This window comes from Legionella busanensis (assembly GCF_900461525.1).
GTDB lineage: Bacteria > Pseudomonadota > Gammaproteobacteria > Legionellales > Legionellaceae > Legionella_C > Legionella_C busanensis.
In genome coordinates this window covers 477,615-497,427 of record NZ_UGOD01000001.1, presented here as the reverse complement: position 1 = coordinate 497,427, position 19,813 = coordinate 477,615, and the positions used below count along the sequence as shown (strand labels likewise).

Here is a 19,813-nt window from a genome sequence, read left to right as displayed (position 1 = left end):
ACAAGTGATTTTTATAGGAGAGCTTTTCTCTATTTTATATCGTTAAAAAAATATTTTTCTATAAATGCTGAGCTTTACCTATTCAATTAATAGCGTCAACTTAAAAACAGCTCTGTCATTCCCACACAGGCGGGAATCCATCTCTATGCAAGCACAGTGCAAGTACTAAGATAGATTTCCGCCTGCGCGGAAATGACAACATCCTTAAGTTCACGCCATTACCCGCTCAATCAATTCTTTCAACTTGAATGGGTATATTATAGAAGCTAGTGCAAATTTTGGCTAGGTAAACAACTTGCAATATCTCTTTTAGGAGATATTGCAAGGCGTTTAATATCTTTTAACTTCCAGTTACACCACCTGTTTTGCCACCTGGACAAAATGTTACCGTATAATTCACACTATTAATGTTTGAACTATTATTAATCTGGCAAATGAAAGTACTACTCATATCATCATAAGGATAGGTGTAAACAGAAGGACATGCCTTTTTTAACCACTGTAACGTAGGCAACACTTTAGAACGCCAAGTTGGATTTTGGTTAACACATTGCTTAGTGTAAGTAGCATTTGGCACTGGTATCCCTAATTGATCCCAGTTAGCACAACCACAACAAGTACTTGCGGCCCCATCTTGATAACAAGAACCAACTTGGGTGCATTGATAAAGATTTGTTAGGGTTAAATTTTGTTGTGGCGGTGGTAAAACCTCTCTGCAATTAAAGGGCGCACCATAACTATTTTGCATACCACAAACTTGATTTGCAGTCCAATATCCAATACGAGTACCACAAGTTTTTTGTAACAATGGATTCTTACCAGGGTTAAAACTTAATCCACAGACATTAGGCGCCTGGCAATCACCATTTGAAGAACATGCATTACCGCCTGCCCTTACATAATTATTCTCAACTACCGGTGGATTCATTGCCCAAGAACAAGCGCCCATAGAGTTTGATGAAGTAACAGCGCCCGGACTACCACAGTCATAAGGGTTAGCAGGTGCAGGCCCTGATAGTACCGGTGACATTTGAACAGGGATATTCATACCATTTATTACTTCAACATCATAAAAATCAGGCGAGTTTATACCCATAGTAATTTCAGCTTGCGTTGCCGGTTGCTCAAAACCGCGTCCTGCAGGACATGCGCCGGTACCACCACCACAATTCGCAGTTTCACACCCAGCTGCTGTACAATTTGTTCTCCCAGCAATAGCGCCACTCCAGATAGCGCCTAAGTTATTTTGGTATCTTGGCAGTTGCACGACATTAGTGCCGCCATTTGCAGCTAATCTAAAATTATTGTCGGCAGGGGCTGGGTTTTTCCAAAAACATTGATTACCACCAGCGCCACGATTCACACAGGTAGAGCCAGCTTGGCAATCTGCATCACTGTTACATGATCTTCCAGGCGGGTTAGGTGTTGCACCACTAATAAATCCAAACCACACAGGAAACGGACATTGATTTACAAATGTAATATTACGGCCCGTATTTTGATTAATCGCAGTGTATACAATATTTAAGGTAGTAGCGTCAGGAACTTTCAAAGGGTTAGGTGTATAAGAAACAGAATAACCACTTATATCTGAAGTTACTTTATAAGTATCTGCAGGTAAATTCATTATCGTATTATTGTATACGTATTTAGGGATAGTATATTTAGCACCTGTTAAAGTAATTAAAGGTCTAGCAATAGGCGCATTCGTTAATGTAACTTTAACGGGCGTAGTAGGTGCTTGCTCAAAGAAAAGCTCTTTAGAGATGACCTGTGAAGCAGCAATAGTTACAGTAATCGGTTTGAATTCATAAAATTGAATTCTATTATGAACTGCTGTCGCTGAAACTTTATAATCTCCAGGGGGTAATTTTATTACCTCCCAAGTAGTACCCCAAGTAACTCTTTTTGTGCGGGTCACACCTGATCCTTCCACAGTAATGACAGGATTACGAAGCCCTTCTAGAGGTGTACTTTGCAAAGTCAACTGCAAAGTGCCAGTTGCTATTGCAAGCGCATCTTTAGATACTTTTGTTAATTGAAAACGATGAGGCGTATCTTTGTTGTCTGTAACTAGCTTAAATCTAAGTGATTCATGAGGCGCTAATACTAATCCTTCTTGAATAGTTAAATTATATAAATTATCTTCTTCCCCTGATTCTTTTGCATCCATTGCTAATAAATTTAATTTTACTTCTTTTTGATTCAATACTGCAGAAAATACCTTACCTAAATAATGAAATTTTATTGTCGTATTGTTTAAATTAACGGGCTTATCAGATGCATTAGTTACGACTAATTGATTATTTTTAAATTCTACCTTAACTGAAAAATCACTTGGTTGACTTTGTACTGGCTTTTCTATTTCAGCAGCAATTAAAGAAGAAGAAAAAAATAAGATAATTAAATATGAAAAAATTCTTAATTCTTTTAACATAAATTTCATCCTTGAAATATAACTAATTAAAATAATGTAGACGATTAGTTAACTTAATTCCACTCTTTCAAATTTCTTTCTTTAAAAAACATAGTTGCTAACAAGGTTTTGCTAAGTAAAATCAACCTAGCAATTTGTTAACAATAATTTCATTTGCTAAGTGCTTAAAGAATATTAAACGGTAATTTTTCTAAGACATCAGCCATCAAAATAGAGTCGTCTGTACTTAAAATTTCATCACCTGTTAAAAGAGAATGAAATGCTCGATTATACATTTTAGGCAAAATGATTTTATCATCCTGATTAAAAGCCAAATTAGACCAAGATGTAAAAGGACTTATTAATTGAGATATCCAACGTAAAGTAACAACAACAATGTAAGAATTGTCAAATTCTCGTGCAAAAGCGATGACATGTTTCGCTAGGTTACCTTGAACTTCTAAAGGAATATATTTGCCATACATAAAAACATTTTTAAAGCGATTTCTTATTTCTAAAAGCTTACGCATGGTGTTTAATTTAATTCGTCCATCTTCCCACGTTTTTAATAAATCAGGTAACGGCTCTTCACTTAATAAAGAGGTAATATGATTATAATCAATTAAACTACGATTATCTGGATCAACTAAACTAAAACACCAACTTTCACATCCTTGATAAAAATCAGGCGCGCCTGGCGATGTTATTTTTAAAACAACTTGAGACAATGAATTATACATACCAAAAAAAGCCACTTTCTTTTGTAGCATGGTAAAGCTTTTTAAAAACCATGGATCATCAAACAACGATTCAAAAAAATTAATAACAGCCTTTTCATAAGCTTCATTGGGCGCAAACCACGTTGTATGACATTTGCGCTCTCTTAACGCTTTGATTAGAAATGTATTTATACGCTCTTTTAAGGTTTGATTAATACCATTAAACGGCCAGATTCCTATTAGTGTTTGATAAAGCATTATTTCATCAGTATTATCTGGCGCTAATTGCTGGTTTACTATGGCTTTTTTAGACTGATTTTGTTCCATCCACAGTCTTAGCGTTGAAATCCATTCTTCACTTATTTCACTTAAGACATTTAATCTGGCCCGCATATCTTCGCTACGTTTTGTATCATGTGTTGAAGTCGTATTTAAGCTATTAGGCCATTTTTCTTGTTTAAGTGCATTATAAGAATGAAAATCTTGAAGATCGCCTGCTCTTGAAAAATATTCTGGCGCACTTCCCACTTCATTTAAGGATAAGAAAGCGTTATACCTATAGCATGTTGTATCTTCAAACCCTTTAGCCATTAAGGGACCGGTTAACACTTGCCAATTACTTAACCATTTAGCGCAACGTTGCTTTTGCTCATCTTGATTGCCATCAAAGTCTAATAACAGCACTTGTTGGATTTTCTCTAATAAATCACGTCTTTTAGTATTTACTCTTTCAAGAATGTTATTGATTAATTCTTTTTCCTGATACGAGTAAAAATCTAGGTTGCCGTAAATTCTATAAATGGGCATTAAAGCGCAAATTTGCAACAAGATAATACCTATTTCGTGATCTTTTTCACCAATTAATTCCTGTAATGCAGTAACCAGATTTTGGAATTCCGTATTAAATAATTTTTCAAGCACTAAAATAATACTTTCTTGACGAATTTGCTCAACTGTCTTTGTGGATTGAGTTAATGAGCCATAAGAGGCAATAATTTTTTTTAAGCCACTTGGCTTTACATAAACTTGATTTAAACGATTTAAGAAATCATAGCCAGTTGTCCCGTCAATTAACCATGTTTCTGGTAAGGTTTCAGCAAAGCCTAATATTTTTTCTACAACGATATAAAAATCAGAAGCGGTATGTTCTTTTAAAGATTTGAGATAATGTGCTGGATTGCGTAAACCATCAATGTGATCAATTCGTAGGCCTTGTATTAATTTTTGTTTAATTAAAGAAAAAAGTAGTTGATGCGTTTTAGCAAAGACGTTTGGATCTTCAACTCGCATACAAACTAATTCATTGATATCAAAAAAGCGGCGGTATACTAATTTATCCTGCGTTGAATGAGTCCAATTAACATCAAATAAAAAAGCAAAATCTGACTTCTCTCGCTTTTTAAGAACATCTTGCCAATAATTATTATGTTCCGTAGACGCCATGTGATTGGGTACAATATCCACACAAAGATTTAAACCCTTTTCTTGTAATGTTAAACAAAAATGTTTAAACCCGTCATAGCCTCCTAAATCCTGGTTTATTTCTTCATAGTTCGTTGCATCATAACCATGTGTACTACCAGGTTGTGCTTGCAAAATAGGTGAAGTATAGATATCAGAAATACCTAACTTTTTAAAAAAATCTAACAGAGACTCAACTTTCTCAAAAGGAAGATCTTTGTTAAGTTGCACCCTATACGTGGCTAGTGGAATACGCATATTCGATCTCCAAATCGAGTTGACTAGCTAATTCTGTTAAAAGAGGATTTTTCTGATTTTGTTCATTTTCCTGCAATAACTTATATACTTCATTTTGCATATGCCATAAGTTAACGTTTACCGGCATTGTTTTTACAAAAGCCACTAATTTAATTAGATAGTGTAAAAAATCTTTATCATTAATATGATGTTCAATCATCATAGCATTATCATGCAGCATATGATTAGCATGAAACCCAATAGTTTCTTTATCTAGCCGAACACGCAAGCGTTGCGCTTTATCAAAGATGGATTCTAAATCTTCAATATTAGGATTAGGGCCTAAAAAGAAATGCACTATATCGCTGTTAATTAATGAATTAAGCGCACTTTTAATTGTTCTTGGTAATTCAATGCTTATATCAGAAATAAAGTTAATCATCGGTGCATTATCATCGAAGAAGCGCCGGTAATTTAATTCCAAATCTGCTAAAGAGGTGGATAAAATGTCTTCTGTGATTTTTAATTTTGTATCATAAAATAAGTCGCGTAAAGAAATAGTCTCTTCACCAAAGTAATTTTCAAATAACTTTACAACCTGAAAAATATCACCCGTAATAAATACTTCATGTAATGTTTTACCTATGTGTTCTAAGGAAGCATCTGGGTGCTTAATTGCGCATATTAGATTATGATCGCCTTGATAAAAAAGCCAATACCAAACTCTTAAAGATTCGGATGTTAACTTTGAAGTGACTATTAATTCACCGCTAATTAATTGTGTCTTACCCTCAATTGTTTTTTGCGTATTAATTAATTCACATTCATAGCAATACATAACCACCTTATCTTCATAAGCCATAAACGGTAAGCTTGCAGCTAAGTGCGCAGATACCTTGAACAAATCGATACTAAGTGGTTTGACAAACATATTGTATAGTTGAGCGCCATTTTTAAAGTGCGTAAAATTAGAAGGCGCTAACGCTAGTTTTTCAATAAATGTCTCTTCAAAGCTTTCGCCTGTTAATTCAGTATGTAACTGAATAACACGAGCAGCGTATTTCATAATTTGTACGGTTTCAATGCCAGATAACTCATCAAAAAACCAACCACAGCTTGTATACATCAACATAGCATGGCGTTGTAGTTCCATCCATTTTAAAACACTTTCCTTTTCATGTTGTTTTAATTTTCGTTTTGCATGTTTTGCTAAAAATTCATTTTGTTTATCACGATGAAGGATAACTTCAATATAATCATTTCTAGCCGCCCAAGGATCGTTTACCAAATTACCCACTCTTTCCTCAAATGCAGGAATTAATGCATCCCGTAACCAATCTAGCGCTTGACGCAAGGGGCCGCGCCATTCTTGATGCCAGCCTTGACCATTATTACAACCACAATTACTTTTCCAGCGTTCTACGCCATGCGCGCAACTCCAAGAAGAATGTTCCCAAATTTCTACTTCAAACTCAGGAGGTTGAGCTTCTAAGAAATAACCATAGTTTACAATTTCAACCTCACCTTGCTGCTCAATATAATGAAGCGCATAAGCAAGTCCCATATCGCCATGTGGATGATGATGACCGTAAGTCTCGCCATCAGTAGCAATATGCATCAATGTATTTGCGGTCCATTCGGGGGGAAAAGCATCTAATAAGCGATGAGCAAAATTTTCGCCGTGCGTTAATAATTTTTCAAAGGCAACTGCTTTAGACACACCACCATCATAAAAGAAAAGAGTAATCGTTCGACCAGAAGGAAGATGCTGTAAGTAAGGTGTCCCAATGGTGAAATCATCGTACCATTCTTCGTCACTGTTAAGGCGCCTAATATGCTGTAATTGGTTGGGAGCAAGGATTGTAAATTTAATACCAAGCTCACTCATAATATCCAGTGTTTCTAAATCAACTGCCGTTTCTGATAACCACATACCTTCTGGGCTTCGGCCGAAATAATATTCAAAATCCTTAATTCCCCAATAAATTTGAGTATATTTATCACGCGAATTAGCAAGAGGCATAATGATATGATTGTAAGATTGTGCAAGCGCATTACCATGGCCATTTAAGCGCTCTTGGCTTTTTGTATCTGCTTCACGTAATAACTGCAGCAATAATGGATTTTTTTCATTTATCCAAGAAAGTAACGTAGGCCCAAAATTAAAGCTAATTTTTTCATAATTATTAGAAATAGTAGTAATTTTTCCTTCTGAGTTTAGAGTTCTAGACGCAGCATTTGGTGCATAACATTCCTCGGTAATGCGCTCATTCCAATCATGGTAAGGTGCTGCTGATTCTTGATTTTCTACAGCCTCTAACCATGGATTTTCACGTGGTGGTTGATAAAAATGGCCATGTATACAAAGATATTTATTAGTCACTTTCTGTTATCCTTTCAAAAAGTAAGATACCAAATGGTTTAAGTTCTGTACTGCCTTGTTGATAATCGACAATTGTTGACTCATAATCATAAGAGTCTAAGAGCAGCCTTAATCCAGCAAGCTTAATATGATTCTCATAACTAAGATTCTCATTTGAGAAATTAGCAATTAGTAGAATTTCATTTTGTTTATTTGTTCGTTTAATGACCCATAATCTTTCATTTTCAAACAATTCAAAAGATAAGCTATGTTTATTTAATTCAAACAAAGCTGGGTGATTACGGCGAATTTGAATCAATCGCTGATAATAGCGCCACATACGCTGATGCTCATGTTTCTTTTTAAGTCCATGATCTAACTTACTCTGCTGATAAGTATTAATATCATAGGGATCAGGTACTTCAACATGCTCTTGAAATGCAAATTCTTGCCGGCGTCCTTGCCGTACTGCTTCAATCAGTTGCTCATCCGTATGGCTAATAAAATATTGAAATGGTGCAACTTCACCATACTCCTCTCCCATAAAAATTAGTGGAATATAAGGAGAGAAAAAGAGTAGAGCCGCTCCAAACCGAAGCTGTGCCGTTGATAGAATATGCGTTAAGCGATCGCCTGTAGGGCGGTTACCAATATGATCATGATTTTGCATAAAAACAACGAAGCGATCGCCCGGAATAGCTTGAGAACTCACGCCATGTGGCTGCTTACGAAATGGAGAATACTCACCTGAATAAACATAGCCTTCTTGATAGGCTTTTAGAAAATGTTTTATATCACCATAATCTTGATAGTAAGTTTCACGTTCTTTAGTAAGAAGGGTATGCAAAGCATGATGAAAGTCATCATTCCATTGAGCATGTAAACCAAATCCATACTCTTCCTTCGTTCTAATCAGCCTCGGATCGTTAGCGCAGCTTTCTGCAATTAAATAAAATTCTTGTCCTAGTGCTTTAGATAAAGCTTTTGTCCTATCAGCAAGTTCCTCTAAAAAAGGATAAGCAGATGTATCGACAATAGCATGCAATGCATCTAAGCGTAGTGCATCAATACCATATTCAGAAAACCAATGAAGCGCATTCTCAATAAAATAATTACGTACATAGTGACTGTATTCACCATCAAAATTTAAGGTTTTTCCCCAAGGCGTACTATATTTATCTGTTAAATAAGGGCCAAATTCATTAAAAAAATTTCCTTCTGGCCCTAAATGGTTATAAACCACATCTAAAATAACGGCTATCTCTAACTCATGACATGCTTCTACTAATTGCTTTAAACCCTGCGGCCCACCATAACTATTTTGGACCGCAAAAGGAAGCACGCCATCGTAGCCCCAATTTCTATCACCTGGAAATTGTGCAATTGGCATAAGTTCAAGTGCAGTAATACCCAGTGATTTAAGTTCTTTTAAATAAGGAATAACCGCGGTAAATTTACCTTCTTCAGAAAAAGTGCCTACATGCAATTCATAAATAATATAATCCGCTAATAACGTAGCCTTCCAGGGCCTAGGCTTTTTTTTACTAATAATTTCGGATGGTCCAAGAATCCCTTCAGGTTGATAATCAGAAGCTAAATCAGGTAGCTCTTTGTCTGCAAAACAGTAATAGTAACGATCGCCTGCGGTGATATCCGAGGTAATAAGTTCAAAATAATCATCTTCGCCTTTATGCATCTCTAAATAATAAGCTGTTCCATGTTGAGGAAAGATTTTGATTTGCATATGCTCTGCAAAAGGGGCCCATACGCGAAATGTGCAAGAGCCATCTAGAGCCAGGTTCGCACCTATTGTCCGTGTTATTTTTCTATCCATTTATAAAAGCTCACACTTATGCCCGGTAGCGTCAGGCTAATTGAATAATCCCTATAATGAAATGGGTGCTTTTCTGTATCTAATAGATTGTCTTGATTGCCTGATCCACCATATTGTGTTGCATCACTTGATGCAATGAGTTTCCATTTACCTTGCTTTGGAACACCAATCCGATAAAAAAATCGAGTTACAGGCGTACAATTCAATACTATTAATATTAGTTCACTCTTTGCTGATTTGCGTAAAAAGCTATAAATACTATTATGCGCATCCTCACAATCAATCCATTCAAAACCAGCTGATTCATGATCAAAGTCATGTAAGGCTCGCTCCTCTTTATAAAGTTTATTTAAGTGAGCAACCCAAGCTTGTAGGCCCTGGTGGAGTGGCCAATCCAAAACATGCCAGTCAATACTGACCTCATGATTCCATTCACTCCTTTGGCCAAACTCATTACCCATAAAGAGTAATTTTTTACCCGGAAGGCCAAACATGTAGCCAAATAATAAACGCAAATTAGCAAAACGCTGCCATTCATCGCCTGACATTTTAGAATACAAAGATCCTTTACCATGTACACTTTCATCATGCGATAATGAAAGAGTAAAGTTTTCATTAAATGCATAAATCATCCGAAACGATAAACGATGTTGATGAAAGCGCCGATGAATAGGGTCAAGATGCAGATAAGATAACGTATCATGCATCCACCCCATATCCCATTTAAAACCAAATCCTAAGCCACCGATATAAGTTGGCCGTGAAACCCCAGGCCAGGCTGTCGATTCCTCAGCAAAAGTTTGAACATCAGGAAAATAATGATAAATTGTTTTATTTAAATTTTGTAAGAAATCAATTGCCTCTAAATTTTCATTCCCACCATGCACATTAGGGATCCACTCGCCTTCAGAACGCGAGTAATTTAAATACAACATAGAAGCAACAGCATCAACACGTAAACCATCAATGTGATATTGCTCTAACCAATATAAAGCGCTACTTATTAAAAATGACTTCACTTCATGGCGACCATAATTAAAAATGGCACTTTTCCAATCAGGATGAAATCCTTTTCTAGGATCGCTATGCTCAAATAAATGAGTACCATCAAAGTAAGCTAGACCATGCTCATCATTGGGAAAATGAGAAGGTACCCAATCAAGTATGACACCGATATTATGTTGATGTAGATAATCAACTAAATATTTAAAGTCATCAGGGCTACCATAACGTGCAGTTGGTGCAAAATACCCAAGTGTTTGATACCCCCAGGAACCATAAAAAGGATGCTCCATAATTGGCAGAAGTTCAACATGGGTAAAATTCATTTTTAAAACGTACTCAGCAAGCAACGGTGCAAGTTCGCGATAATTTAAAAAGCGCCCCCCTTCTTCTGGTACTCGCCTCCAAGAACCTAAATGGACTTCATAAATTGAAATAGGCGCATTTAGACGTTGATGTTCCCCCCGTTTATTCATCCATGTTTCATCATGCCATTGATAATTAGAATGCCAAACAATAGAAGCTGTGTTTGGCGGCACCTCTTGCAAAAATGCAAATGGATCTGCTTTTTCTGCCCAATAGTGATGATATTTTGATTCAATATAAAATTTATATAAATCACCCGGGTTCGCATTGGGAATGAAAACCTCCCAAATCCCAGAGTCATCAACCGTGGACATAGGGTTTTCACCACGATGCCAGAAATTAAAACTTCCTACTACAGAAACATAATGCGCGTTAGGCGCCCATACTGCGAAGTAAACGCCTTTTATTCCTTTTTTAGCAATATAATGAGCGCCTAAATGATCATAAAGTTGATAGTGTGTTCCTTCATTAAATAAATACAAATCATCCTTACTTATAAGCGAGAACTGTTTAGGCTTTTTAGCAATTTTAGCTCTTGCTGGCCTTAATTTTCTTATCATATGCAAGAGATGATTTACTGAAGACATTGTTTTAATCTGCTCAATGGAATAAGCAAATTTTCTACGCCAATTAGGTTTATCAGGCCCACTAGCCGGTATATTTTGAGATTTAGTTTCTTGCCATAAGTCTTCTATGTTTATAATGAAAATTTTAGCTTTGCTTGCAGCAAGGAATTTAATGCTTGATTCAAGCAAATTATCTTCATCAAGCTGATGCTTAGTTAATGTTTTTCGTAAGCGTAGAATTTGCTTTTTCCGGGTTTGAATAGCATCATGATACGCTTTTAAAGGTAGATTGTTTTCCTCTTTATCTTTTTCAATATCTAAACCTTGGCAAAATGCAAAGAAAGTTGGCATATCATGCGTATTTAAACTAGTAAGCATTAATTCATTCAGAGGCTCAAGCGGCAATTTTGATTCTAATAAATATTGAGTAATATTCATTTGAATCATGTCATGCTGTTGCATCATTTCATCTGTTATAGGCGGAACACAACCCAAATTCTCACCTATAATAGATGCTTTGTAGCGATTAGACTCAATTGATAAAATGGCATACATCTCTTCTGCCGGGTATTGCACATAAACACCCTCAGCAATTGGAAAATTATCAGGAATCCAAAATAAGCGATTAAAACCCATGACATGATCAATACGCAAAATATCTACATATTGAAAAATATTCCGTAGCATTAAAATAAAGTAGTTAAAGTGGGTATTCTTTAAGGTTTCAGGGCTTAAGGGCGGAGAACCCCAATTCTGACCATGTTTAAAAACAGGATCAGGAGGTGCACCAATACTAATACCCTCTAAGAAACTATCTTGAAAATACCAAGTATCAAAACCATCTTTATGAACACCCACAGGTAAATCTAAATAAAGAAGTTGGCCACGCTGATTAAGTTCTTCCTTAAATGATTTTAATTGTTTATCAAATTGCCACTGCGCTAAGAGATGGTAATAATAATATTTTTCTAAGTCCGCATTTAATTTTAATTTACCTTTTTTATCTTTAGCAGTCCATGCGTGCCAAGTTTGATTATCTACTTCATTTTTTGCTCTAAACAAAGAATATTGCTCAATTAGAGGGCATTTTTCTCGATAAACTTGAAGCGCCTCTTGTAATTCAGTATCGGCTAAAAAGGATTCAATATGTTTTGTAAATAGTTGTCGTTTTGTTTTTGCAGCTACAGGATAATTAACTAAACTTTGATCATTTAATATCTCGTCAATCTCACATTGCTTATCTTCTTCTATGTCATTAACAATATGATTTAAATTAAGATATAAATCATTCCAAAATAAGCGACTTACCGGCGAATAAGGACTAGGCTCACAATGACTTTCAGAAAAACTGGCGAAAAAAGGCATTGTTGCAACAATTTTAGTATCTTGCTCAGCTAACCAGCGAGAAAAGTGGGCAAACGTCGATAAATCACCACATTTATTAGTAAATTCATCATGAAGCGCATAAATTGGAGCAAACACACCGTAACACGGCTCTTTAACAATATTTTGAGTATAAAATTTTGTTGGTGCTGCAATTAACAAGCTTGTATATTTTTTTGAGAGTAATGTTATTTTTAAATGATGGTAGCCTATTGGTAATGCAGGGATACGAATTAATTTTTCTATATATTTTACACCATGAGTTTGTTTACGCTTTGATTTAATTTTATCAAGATCAATAGATTCCTTAATTAAGGAACCATCTTCGCAAGTGATAACGTAAACAAGTTGCGCCTTTACTTCATCTTGAGTTAAAAAAATAGGTATTTCTTTTGCTTTGCCGTCCCAAAAAACAATATTTTTATCAATTTTTTCAGCAACCTTTTTTTCAATTGATTTTTTTAAAAATTCAGGCGCCTGTTCAATTTTTTCTATAGGTATTCCTAAGCGATTTAAAAGACATATAATCACCTCAGGGGTTGCTGTTACCTTTTTTTTCCAGGCATCTTCATAAGAAAGCAAAATACCTGCATCTCTAGCTAAATCTAAGAGTGCTTTTTGCGAACTATCATTGTTTGTTTTATCCATGCTGAATTTTCACTCCAGAAGCTGAATTAACCCTTTACAGGGCACATACAACCAATCAGGCCGATTATTTATTTCATATTCAATTTCATGTAATACCTTTTCAAACATAAAGGCTTTAAGCAATAGCGCAAAACATTCTGTTTCTTTAGGCATTAAATTTTTAATACCGGGATACTCTAAATAAGTATTAATAAATAAATGACATATCCAACAATACCATTCTTCCGCATCAAAATGATGTGCAGTAGAAAAAACCGTTTTGTTGTTTAATACTGTATATAATGCGTAATGAAATGACCGTAAAATTCCAGCAACATCTCTTAGTGGTGGGCGTTTAATTTTTCTTTCGGATAAGGGCCTACCAGGCTCACCTTCATAATCTATAATAACAAAGTCATTACCTGTATAAAGAATCTGGCCTAAGTGATAGTCACCATGACAACGAATTTTTCTACCACCAATTTTATGACGTAAAATAGCCTTTACCTGATCTAATAATAAATCTTTGTCTGTTGTGAATTTATTAATTTTTTTCTGTAAAACATCATCGAGTTTAATTGTAGCTGATTTAAATAGCGCGGATGTTTTAATAAAGGCATTACGTAAAGATTGATATAAACTACGCTGATCAAATAAACTAAAGTTCTCGGTAGCAAAATGTTTATTATCTGTTTCTGCTGCTAACGCAATATGCATTTGTGCGGTACGCTCTGCTAAGATAATGACTGTATGAGCATATAAACCTAATGACTCTACAATTTCTTTTGGTAACGATGGAATAATTTTTTGCCAAGGATACACACGAGAGCTTGTAATCTTTGCTGGTATAGAAAGATCCATTTGCTCGATTAAATTAGCAATAGAATTAACTGTATATTCCCAAGCATTACCTTCATTAGGAATGTATTCTTGCACAATTCCAACTGTCATCATTTTATTTTTATAATGATACTTTAAAGTACAAGCAATTTTTGATGATTTAAAATCTTTTTGTTGAGCTAAAAATTGGCTAATTTCAACTTCTGGATTCTCCTCAAATTCACAACGTCGATATATTTTTAAAAGTGCTGTTTTACCATATAAAATAGAAGTATTAGACTGCTCAACAGCTAAGGCTTTAATTTCAATTGATTCATCCTGATGGGAAACAATCTTTTTATAAAGACCATTTGCTTTAACTTCAAGATTACCATTAGCACCGGCCAATATTTTATTAGCACTAAACAGATGAAAAACTTCTTTCCAAGCAACTAGTGAGTACATAGCATCGATTAAATAAGAAATTTTTTTATTTTTGTCGACAAGAGAGCAAATGATTTTAGCAGGTTGATCAGAAGCATAAAGGTTATCTTCATTTGTCTCTGCTGTAATAAACATAAAATACTGTTCAGCCTCCTTATCATTAAATTCTACATTCACCAATAGAAGATAAACGGGAGTCGCTGAATTTTTAATTAAAATATTATCGGTAATTGCTACTTTAGCAATAGCATGATTTTTTGCTCTAAACCAACGACAATCAACTAAGTAATGCGCCAAAATTTTTTCTAGTTTTTTCTTCTCCGAAGAAGCGAGTAAATCGCACCATTTATCTTTAATTGATAGGACTTCATGTTTATGAGTAGCAGCTATTTTGTGTTGGGTATCAGGCTTATTAATTTCCAACCATAAAAATCCATATGGGCAGAGCACAAAAAAGTAAGGGATATCTGTAATAATTGGAAAAGATGACTTACCAAAAACTTCAGTTAGAGAATGATTGGCATATTTAGATAAATCTAGTTTAAAACTTTGCGTAAAGCGCGATAAGTTGATAAGAACTAAAATAACTTGCTCTTTATATATTCTGTAGAAAGCAAGAATTTTAGTATTATCAGAATTTAGAAACTCAATAGTGCCTCGACTGAAAGCGATATATAAACCATGCACTTCAATTAATCTTTTCATCCACCATAATAAAGATTGCGAATTTTGCTGTTGTAGGTTGACATTAACAGCTTGATAATTGTATTCGGGATCAATAATCACGGGTAAATATAATTTTTGTGGCGTCGCATTAGAAAAGCCAGCATTATTATCATTAGACCATTGCATAGGCGTTCTTACCCCATTTCTATCGCCTAAATAGATATTATCACCCATACCAATCTCATCCCCATAGTACATCACAGGTGTTCCAGGCATAGAAAATAACAATGCATTAAGAAGCTCTATTTTTCTTCGATCACCTCCCATTAATGGCGCTAAGCGGCGGCGAATACCTAAATTAATGCGCATTTGCTGGTCTTGGCCATACATACGATACATATAATCTCGCTCTTCATCCGTGACCATTTCTAATGTTAATTCATCATGATTGCGTAAAAAAATTGCCCATTGGCAATTTTGAGGGATAGGTGGTGTTTGCTCAATAATATCAATGATGGGAAATCTATCTTCCATCTGTACAGCCATATACATTCTAGGCATTAAAGGAAAATGAAAAGCCATTTGACACTCATCTCCCTTACCAAAATAATTGACTGCGTCTTCTGGCCATTGATTAGCTTCTGCTAATAAAAACCGGTTTTCAAATTTTGATGTAATATGGCGATTTAATTTTTTTAAAAATTCATGTGTTTCAGGTAAATTTTCACAATTGGTGCCTTCACGTTGAAATAAATAAGGAATAGCATCTAAACGTAAACCATCCACACCTAAACCTAGCCAAAAATCGACAATTTTAAAAATCTCTTTTTGGACAGCAGGATTATCATAATTTAAATCAGGTTGATGAGCATAAAATCGATGCCAGTAATAGGCATTAGCAATATGATCCCAAGTCCAGTTAGACGGTTCAAAATCTCTAAAAATAATACGTGCATCAGAATATTCTTCAGCTGTATCACTCCAGACATAAAAATTACGCCAATAAGAACCTGGCTTAGCTGAGCGTGATTTAATAAACCATTCATGCTGATTCGATGTATGGTTAATAACTAATTCTGTAATAACTCGGATATTTCTTGCATGGGCTTCTTTTAAGAATTTTTTAAAATCTCTAAGCGTGCCATAAATGGGATTAATACTCATGTAATCAGCAATATCATAACCCTCATCTTTTAATGGTGAAGGATAAAAGGGTAATAACCAGATGGTATTAACGCCTAAAAACTCAATATAATCTAATTTCTGAATTAATCCTTTGAAATCGCCAATGCCATCATCATTACTATCATAAAAACTACGCACATGAATTTGATAAATGACTGCATCTTTATACCATTCCGTTTGTGTTAACTCTGTCATGTTATTATTACTTCCTTACCTGGAAAATATGAGCATATTGATCTTTCTCTGGATTTAACTCGACATAACATCGTCCGTTATGCCAGGTATACACATCGTCTGTTAATAAATCTTGAACTTTAAAAGGCCCTTCTTTAATGCCTAATTTTTCAAAATTTATATCAACAAATCCTGAGTGCTTATATTGATAATCTAGATTAACCACAACCATAATAATATTATGGTTATCCACAGTATGTTTACTGTAGCAAATCAGGTTTGGATTATCGGTAGAATAAAAGTGAAGCGAGGTCATATTTTGTAACGCTTTGTGTTGTCTTCTAATTGCATTCACTTGCGCAATAATATCGCTAATATTATCTTTAGCTTCTTGCCACTGATGAATACTATATTTTTCTGAGTTTAAATACTCCTCAGAACCTTCATGTAAAGGTTCATTAATACAATTTTCATAAGCAGGCCCATACATCCCATAATTACTACTTAATGTTGCAGCTAAGATAAAGCGAATAATAAAAGCTGGGCGTCCACCTTTTTGTAGAAATTCAGTCAAAATATCAGGGGTATTTGTCCAAAAATTAGGACGGAAAAAATCAACAATCGGTGGTGAATTTAATTCAGTTAAATACTCTACTAATTCTTCTTTCGTATTTCGCCAGGTAAAATAAGTATAGGATTGCGAAAAACCACCTTTTGCTAATTGATACATAATTTTTGGTCGCGTAAAAGCTTCTGCTAACATCAGTACATCAGGATGTAATGTTTTAATTTCTTTTATTAACCATTGCCAGAAAATAAAAGGTTTAGTATGTGGATTATCGACACGAAATATTTTAACGCCTTGTTTAATCCAAAATAATATAATCGATTTAAACTCTTCCCACATGGCTTGCCATTCAGTTGTGGCGAAATCAAGCGGATAAATATCTTGATATTTTTTAGGAGGATTTTCTGCATATTGTAAGGTGCCATCTGGGCGATGTTTAAACCAATTTGGATGTTCCTTTAAGTAAGGGTGATCAGGACTACACTGCAAAGCAAAATCCAGCGCAATTTCAATATCTAATTCCTTGGCTCGTTTTATCATCTGACGAAAATCGTCTAAGGTGCCTAGTTCAGGATGAACACTTTTATGGCCACCAAGCGAAGAGCCTATTCCCCATGGACTACCTGGATCACCTTCTACTGCCTTTATACTATTATTTTGACCCTTTCTATTTGTAGTGCCAATTGGATGGATCGGAGGCAAATAAATAACATCAAAACCCATTCTTTTAAGCGTTGGTAGATAATTTATAACATTTTTAAAAGTGCCGTGTTGATTTGGGTTATCTGTAACTGAGCGTGGAAATAATTCATACCAAGTACTAAAACGTGCTTTTTCACGATCAACTGTAATGGATAGTTCATGCGGATATGTAGTAATAAAATTAGGTTTTAACTCTTTTTGTACCCACTGAATTAATTTTTTATTATTTAATAATTTCTCAAGTTGAGCCCGTTGCTTTGTTACTGTAAGTTTTTCTAATGTGGATTGAACAATATCGGATGCAGCAGCTCGGTCTGTTCGCTTAAGCAATTCAGTACCAATTAATTTTTCAACCTCAATATCATCTTTGAAAGCAAGTTTTTTAAAAAAGCGTTTCTTCCAAGTATTAAATTCATCAACCCAAGCTTGAATTTTATAAAAATAATTGCCTAATCTACTCACAGTAAAGGATGTTTGAAAACGGTCATTATTTAAAGGCGAAAAATAAGTTTGTTGCCAAACTTTATCTTCTTCATGTCTATAAAGTAAAATGGCCTGAATCTCATCAATACCATCACAAAAAATATCAGCTTCAATCGTGACAATATCATTAATAATCCGCTTAGCTGGAAATTTTCCGCTATCTATTTCAGGATAAACATTGCTAATCCATACTCTTTTTAATCCAACTATTTCTTGCTTATTTTGATTTATATCCATCACCGGGTTTTTTTCTGTTTTTAACATGGCATCCATTCCTAAACATAGTGTTAAAATCACAGGCATAAAAAATTTTTTTTCAATTTTCTATTTTTAAAATGGCCTAAATAGTTGAATAATTTTACTTATTACCCTATCTTAAAAATTGAAACAGTCAAGGGATTGCTGGATGGAAAAAATTTTCAAGTTGAAATATATAGGTCTAGCATTATTAGCATTTGCTATTAATTTCTGCTTTACCTTTCAACTTTCTAATTTAACTGTCTTATTAAAATTTGTTGGTGCAAGTGATGCATCTATTCCATTATTATGGTTAATTCCGCCTTTAACTGGGATGCTCATTCAGCCTATTGTGGGCTATCTAAGCGATAACAGTTCTACAAGTTATGGTAAACGCAAACCCTATATTATAGGCTGGGGAATTTGTGCTGCTTTTTCTTTTTTATTATTACCTCTTTCAAGTTCGATTATTTATATTGTTTGGTTTACATTTTTAATTGATTGTAGCATTAATGGTAGTGTTGAGGGTTTACGTGCTTTAACTGCCGATTTTTTTCAAGAAAACGTAACGCGTACCCGTGCTTTTTCAATCTTTGCTTTCTTTTCAGGTTTAGGTGGGGTTTTTGGTGCTTATTTACCTAACGCAATTCAAAAAATCTTTATAGGTAGCGACAGTGAAGGTAATCTAAGTGGCGCTTATTTTATCCCTTCCAATTTAGTAGGTGGCTATATATTTACTGGTATATTGCTATTGATTACTTTGTTTTACTTTTTTAGGCAAACAAAAGAAAGACCTACCCGGGATGCACCAATAACCAAAGGTTTATTTATCTCTTTAGTTAAGGAATTATTTTTTAAAGCTAAATCAATTAAAACAGAAATTAAAAATACCCATCCTATTTTTTTAAAAGTCCTAACCATTAACTGTATTGCTTGGATTGGTATATTTACTTTTTGGTTGTACTTTAGTTTATGTTTAGCCCAACAAGTTTATCATTTACCTAGGAATGTTATAATTAGTGATTCCGAACACTATAAAGCAATCATGCATCAAGTAAGCCTAGATGTATCTTATTACTTTTCTCTTTATCTATACGTTAGTCTTGTTTTTACGTTAATTGTTTACCATTTGTCGAGATATGTTAAGAGTGAAAAAATACATGGTACAGCCTTACTATTAGGTGGATTAGGCATCTCTTTAATATGCTTTAAAACTACGCCCGCTAGTATGTTTTTTAGTTGTACATGTATTGGGATTTTTTGGGGAAGCTTGGTAGTTCTACCCTATGTTATCGTTCTTAAATATTTGCCAAAAGATAGAACAGGAACTTATTTAGGAATTTTTAACATTAGTGTTACTTTGCCACAAATTTTTGGCGGGTTTATGTTGCCGCTTATTTATAATTATATTTTTAAAAATCACGCTAATTACACTTTGTTTATGGCAGGATTTTTAATTCTTATTAGTGGTTTTTTATGGCTGCGATTATTTTATTTAATTAATAATAATAGTTACCAAGCAAACATGGTAAATGTTTAATTTCATGCCTTTTAATCTTTAA

General features: G+C 34.5%; 8 protein-coding genes. 1 reads left to right on the top strand and 7 read right to left on the bottom strand.

Annotated elements, in window-relative coordinates; translation table 11 throughout:
* Positions 1 to 340: 340 nt before the first annotated feature.
* The 7 genes from DYH30_RS02280 to DYH30_RS02250 all read right to left on the bottom strand — a co-directional run bounded on the left by DYH30_RS02280 (position 341) and on the right by DYH30_RS02250 (position 18,278).
* The gene (locus tag DYH30_RS02280; protein ID WP_160116139.1) at positions 341 to 2,437 is read right to left on the bottom strand and encodes a thaumatin family protein; all 2,097 of its coding nucleotides are present in this window, start codon (positions 2,435 to 2,437) and stop codon (positions 341 to 343) included.
* 164 nt (positions 2,438 to 2,601) lie between these two features.
* Entirely contained in the window at positions 2,602 to 4,854 is a 2,253-nt protein-coding gene (treY, locus tag DYH30_RS02275) for a malto-oligosyltrehalose synthase (RefSeq protein ID WP_115330098.1), read from the bottom strand.
* Positions 4,829 to 7,216: a DUF3536 domain-containing protein gene (locus DYH30_RS02270; protein ID WP_115330097.1), complete on the bottom strand. Its 2,388-nt coding sequence runs from the start codon at positions 7,214 to 7,216 to the stop codon at positions 4,829 to 4,831. Before DYH30_RS02270 ends, treY begins: the two co-directional genes overlap by 26 nt.
* Positions 7,209 to 9,029: a malto-oligosyltrehalose trehalohydrolase gene (treZ, locus tag DYH30_RS02265; protein ID WP_115330096.1), complete on the bottom strand. Its 1,821-nt coding sequence runs from the start codon at positions 9,027 to 9,029 to the stop codon at positions 7,209 to 7,211. Before treZ ends, DYH30_RS02270 begins: the two co-directional genes overlap by 8 nt.
* The gene (glgB, locus tag DYH30_RS02260; RefSeq protein WP_115330095.1) at positions 9,014 to 12,994 is read right to left on the bottom strand and encodes a 1,4-alpha-glucan branching protein GlgB; all 3,981 of its coding nucleotides are present in this window, start codon (positions 12,992 to 12,994) and stop codon (positions 9,014 to 9,016) included. Before glgB ends, treZ begins: the two co-directional genes overlap by 16 nt.
* Before the next feature lie 9 nt (positions 12,995 to 13,003).
* Complete coding sequence (treS, locus tag DYH30_RS02255; RefSeq protein ID WP_115330094.1) at positions 13,004 to 16,282, bottom strand: maltose alpha-D-glucosyltransferase; 3,279 nt, start codon at positions 16,280 to 16,282, stop codon at positions 13,004 to 13,006.
* A 7-nt stretch (positions 16,283 to 16,289) separates the two neighbouring features.
* On the bottom strand, positions 16,290 to 18,278 hold the full coding sequence (locus DYH30_RS02250) for an alpha-1,4-glucan--maltose-1-phosphate maltosyltransferase (protein ID WP_207385779.1): 1,989 nt from the start codon (positions 18,276 to 18,278) through the stop codon (positions 16,290 to 16,292).
* Between the two features lie 142 nt (positions 18,279 to 18,420).
* Here DYH30_RS02250 and DYH30_RS02245 point away from each other — a divergent pair, with 142 nt between their 5' ends.
* Positions 18,421 to 19,791: an MFS transporter gene (locus DYH30_RS02245; RefSeq protein WP_115330093.1), complete on the top strand. Its 1,371-nt coding sequence runs from the start codon at positions 18,421 to 18,423 to the stop codon at positions 19,789 to 19,791.
* The last annotated feature ends 22 nt before the right edge of the window (positions 19,792 to 19,813 follow it).

What these genes read in the sequence shown, in the direction of transcription:
- DYH30_RS02280 (WP_160116139.1), bottom strand. Translation starts at nt 2,437, where the DNA reads ATGTTAAAAGAATTAAGAATTTTTTCATATTTAATTATCTTATTTTTT.
- treY (WP_115330098.1), bottom strand. Translation starts at nt 4,854, where the DNA reads ATGCGTATTCCACTAGCCACGTATAGGGTGCAACTTAACAAAGATCTT.
- treZ (WP_115330096.1), bottom strand. Translation starts at nt 9,029, where the DNA reads ATGGATAGAAAAATAACACGGACAATAGGTGCGAACCTGGCTCTAGAT.
- glgB (WP_115330095.1), bottom strand. Translation starts at nt 12,994, where the DNA reads ATGGATAAAACAAACAATGATAGTTCGCAAAAAGCACTCTTAGATTTA.
- treS (WP_115330094.1), bottom strand. Translation starts at nt 16,282, where the DNA reads ATGACAGAGTTAACACAAACGGAATGGTATAAAGATGCAGTCATTTAT.
- DYH30_RS02250 (WP_207385779.1), bottom strand. Translation starts at nt 18,278, where the DNA reads ATGTTAAAAACAGAAAAAAACCCGGTGATGGATATAAATCAAAATAAG.
- DYH30_RS02245 (WP_115330093.1), top strand. Translation starts at nt 18,421, where the DNA reads ATGGAAAAAATTTTCAAGTTGAAATATATAGGTCTAGCATTATTAGCA.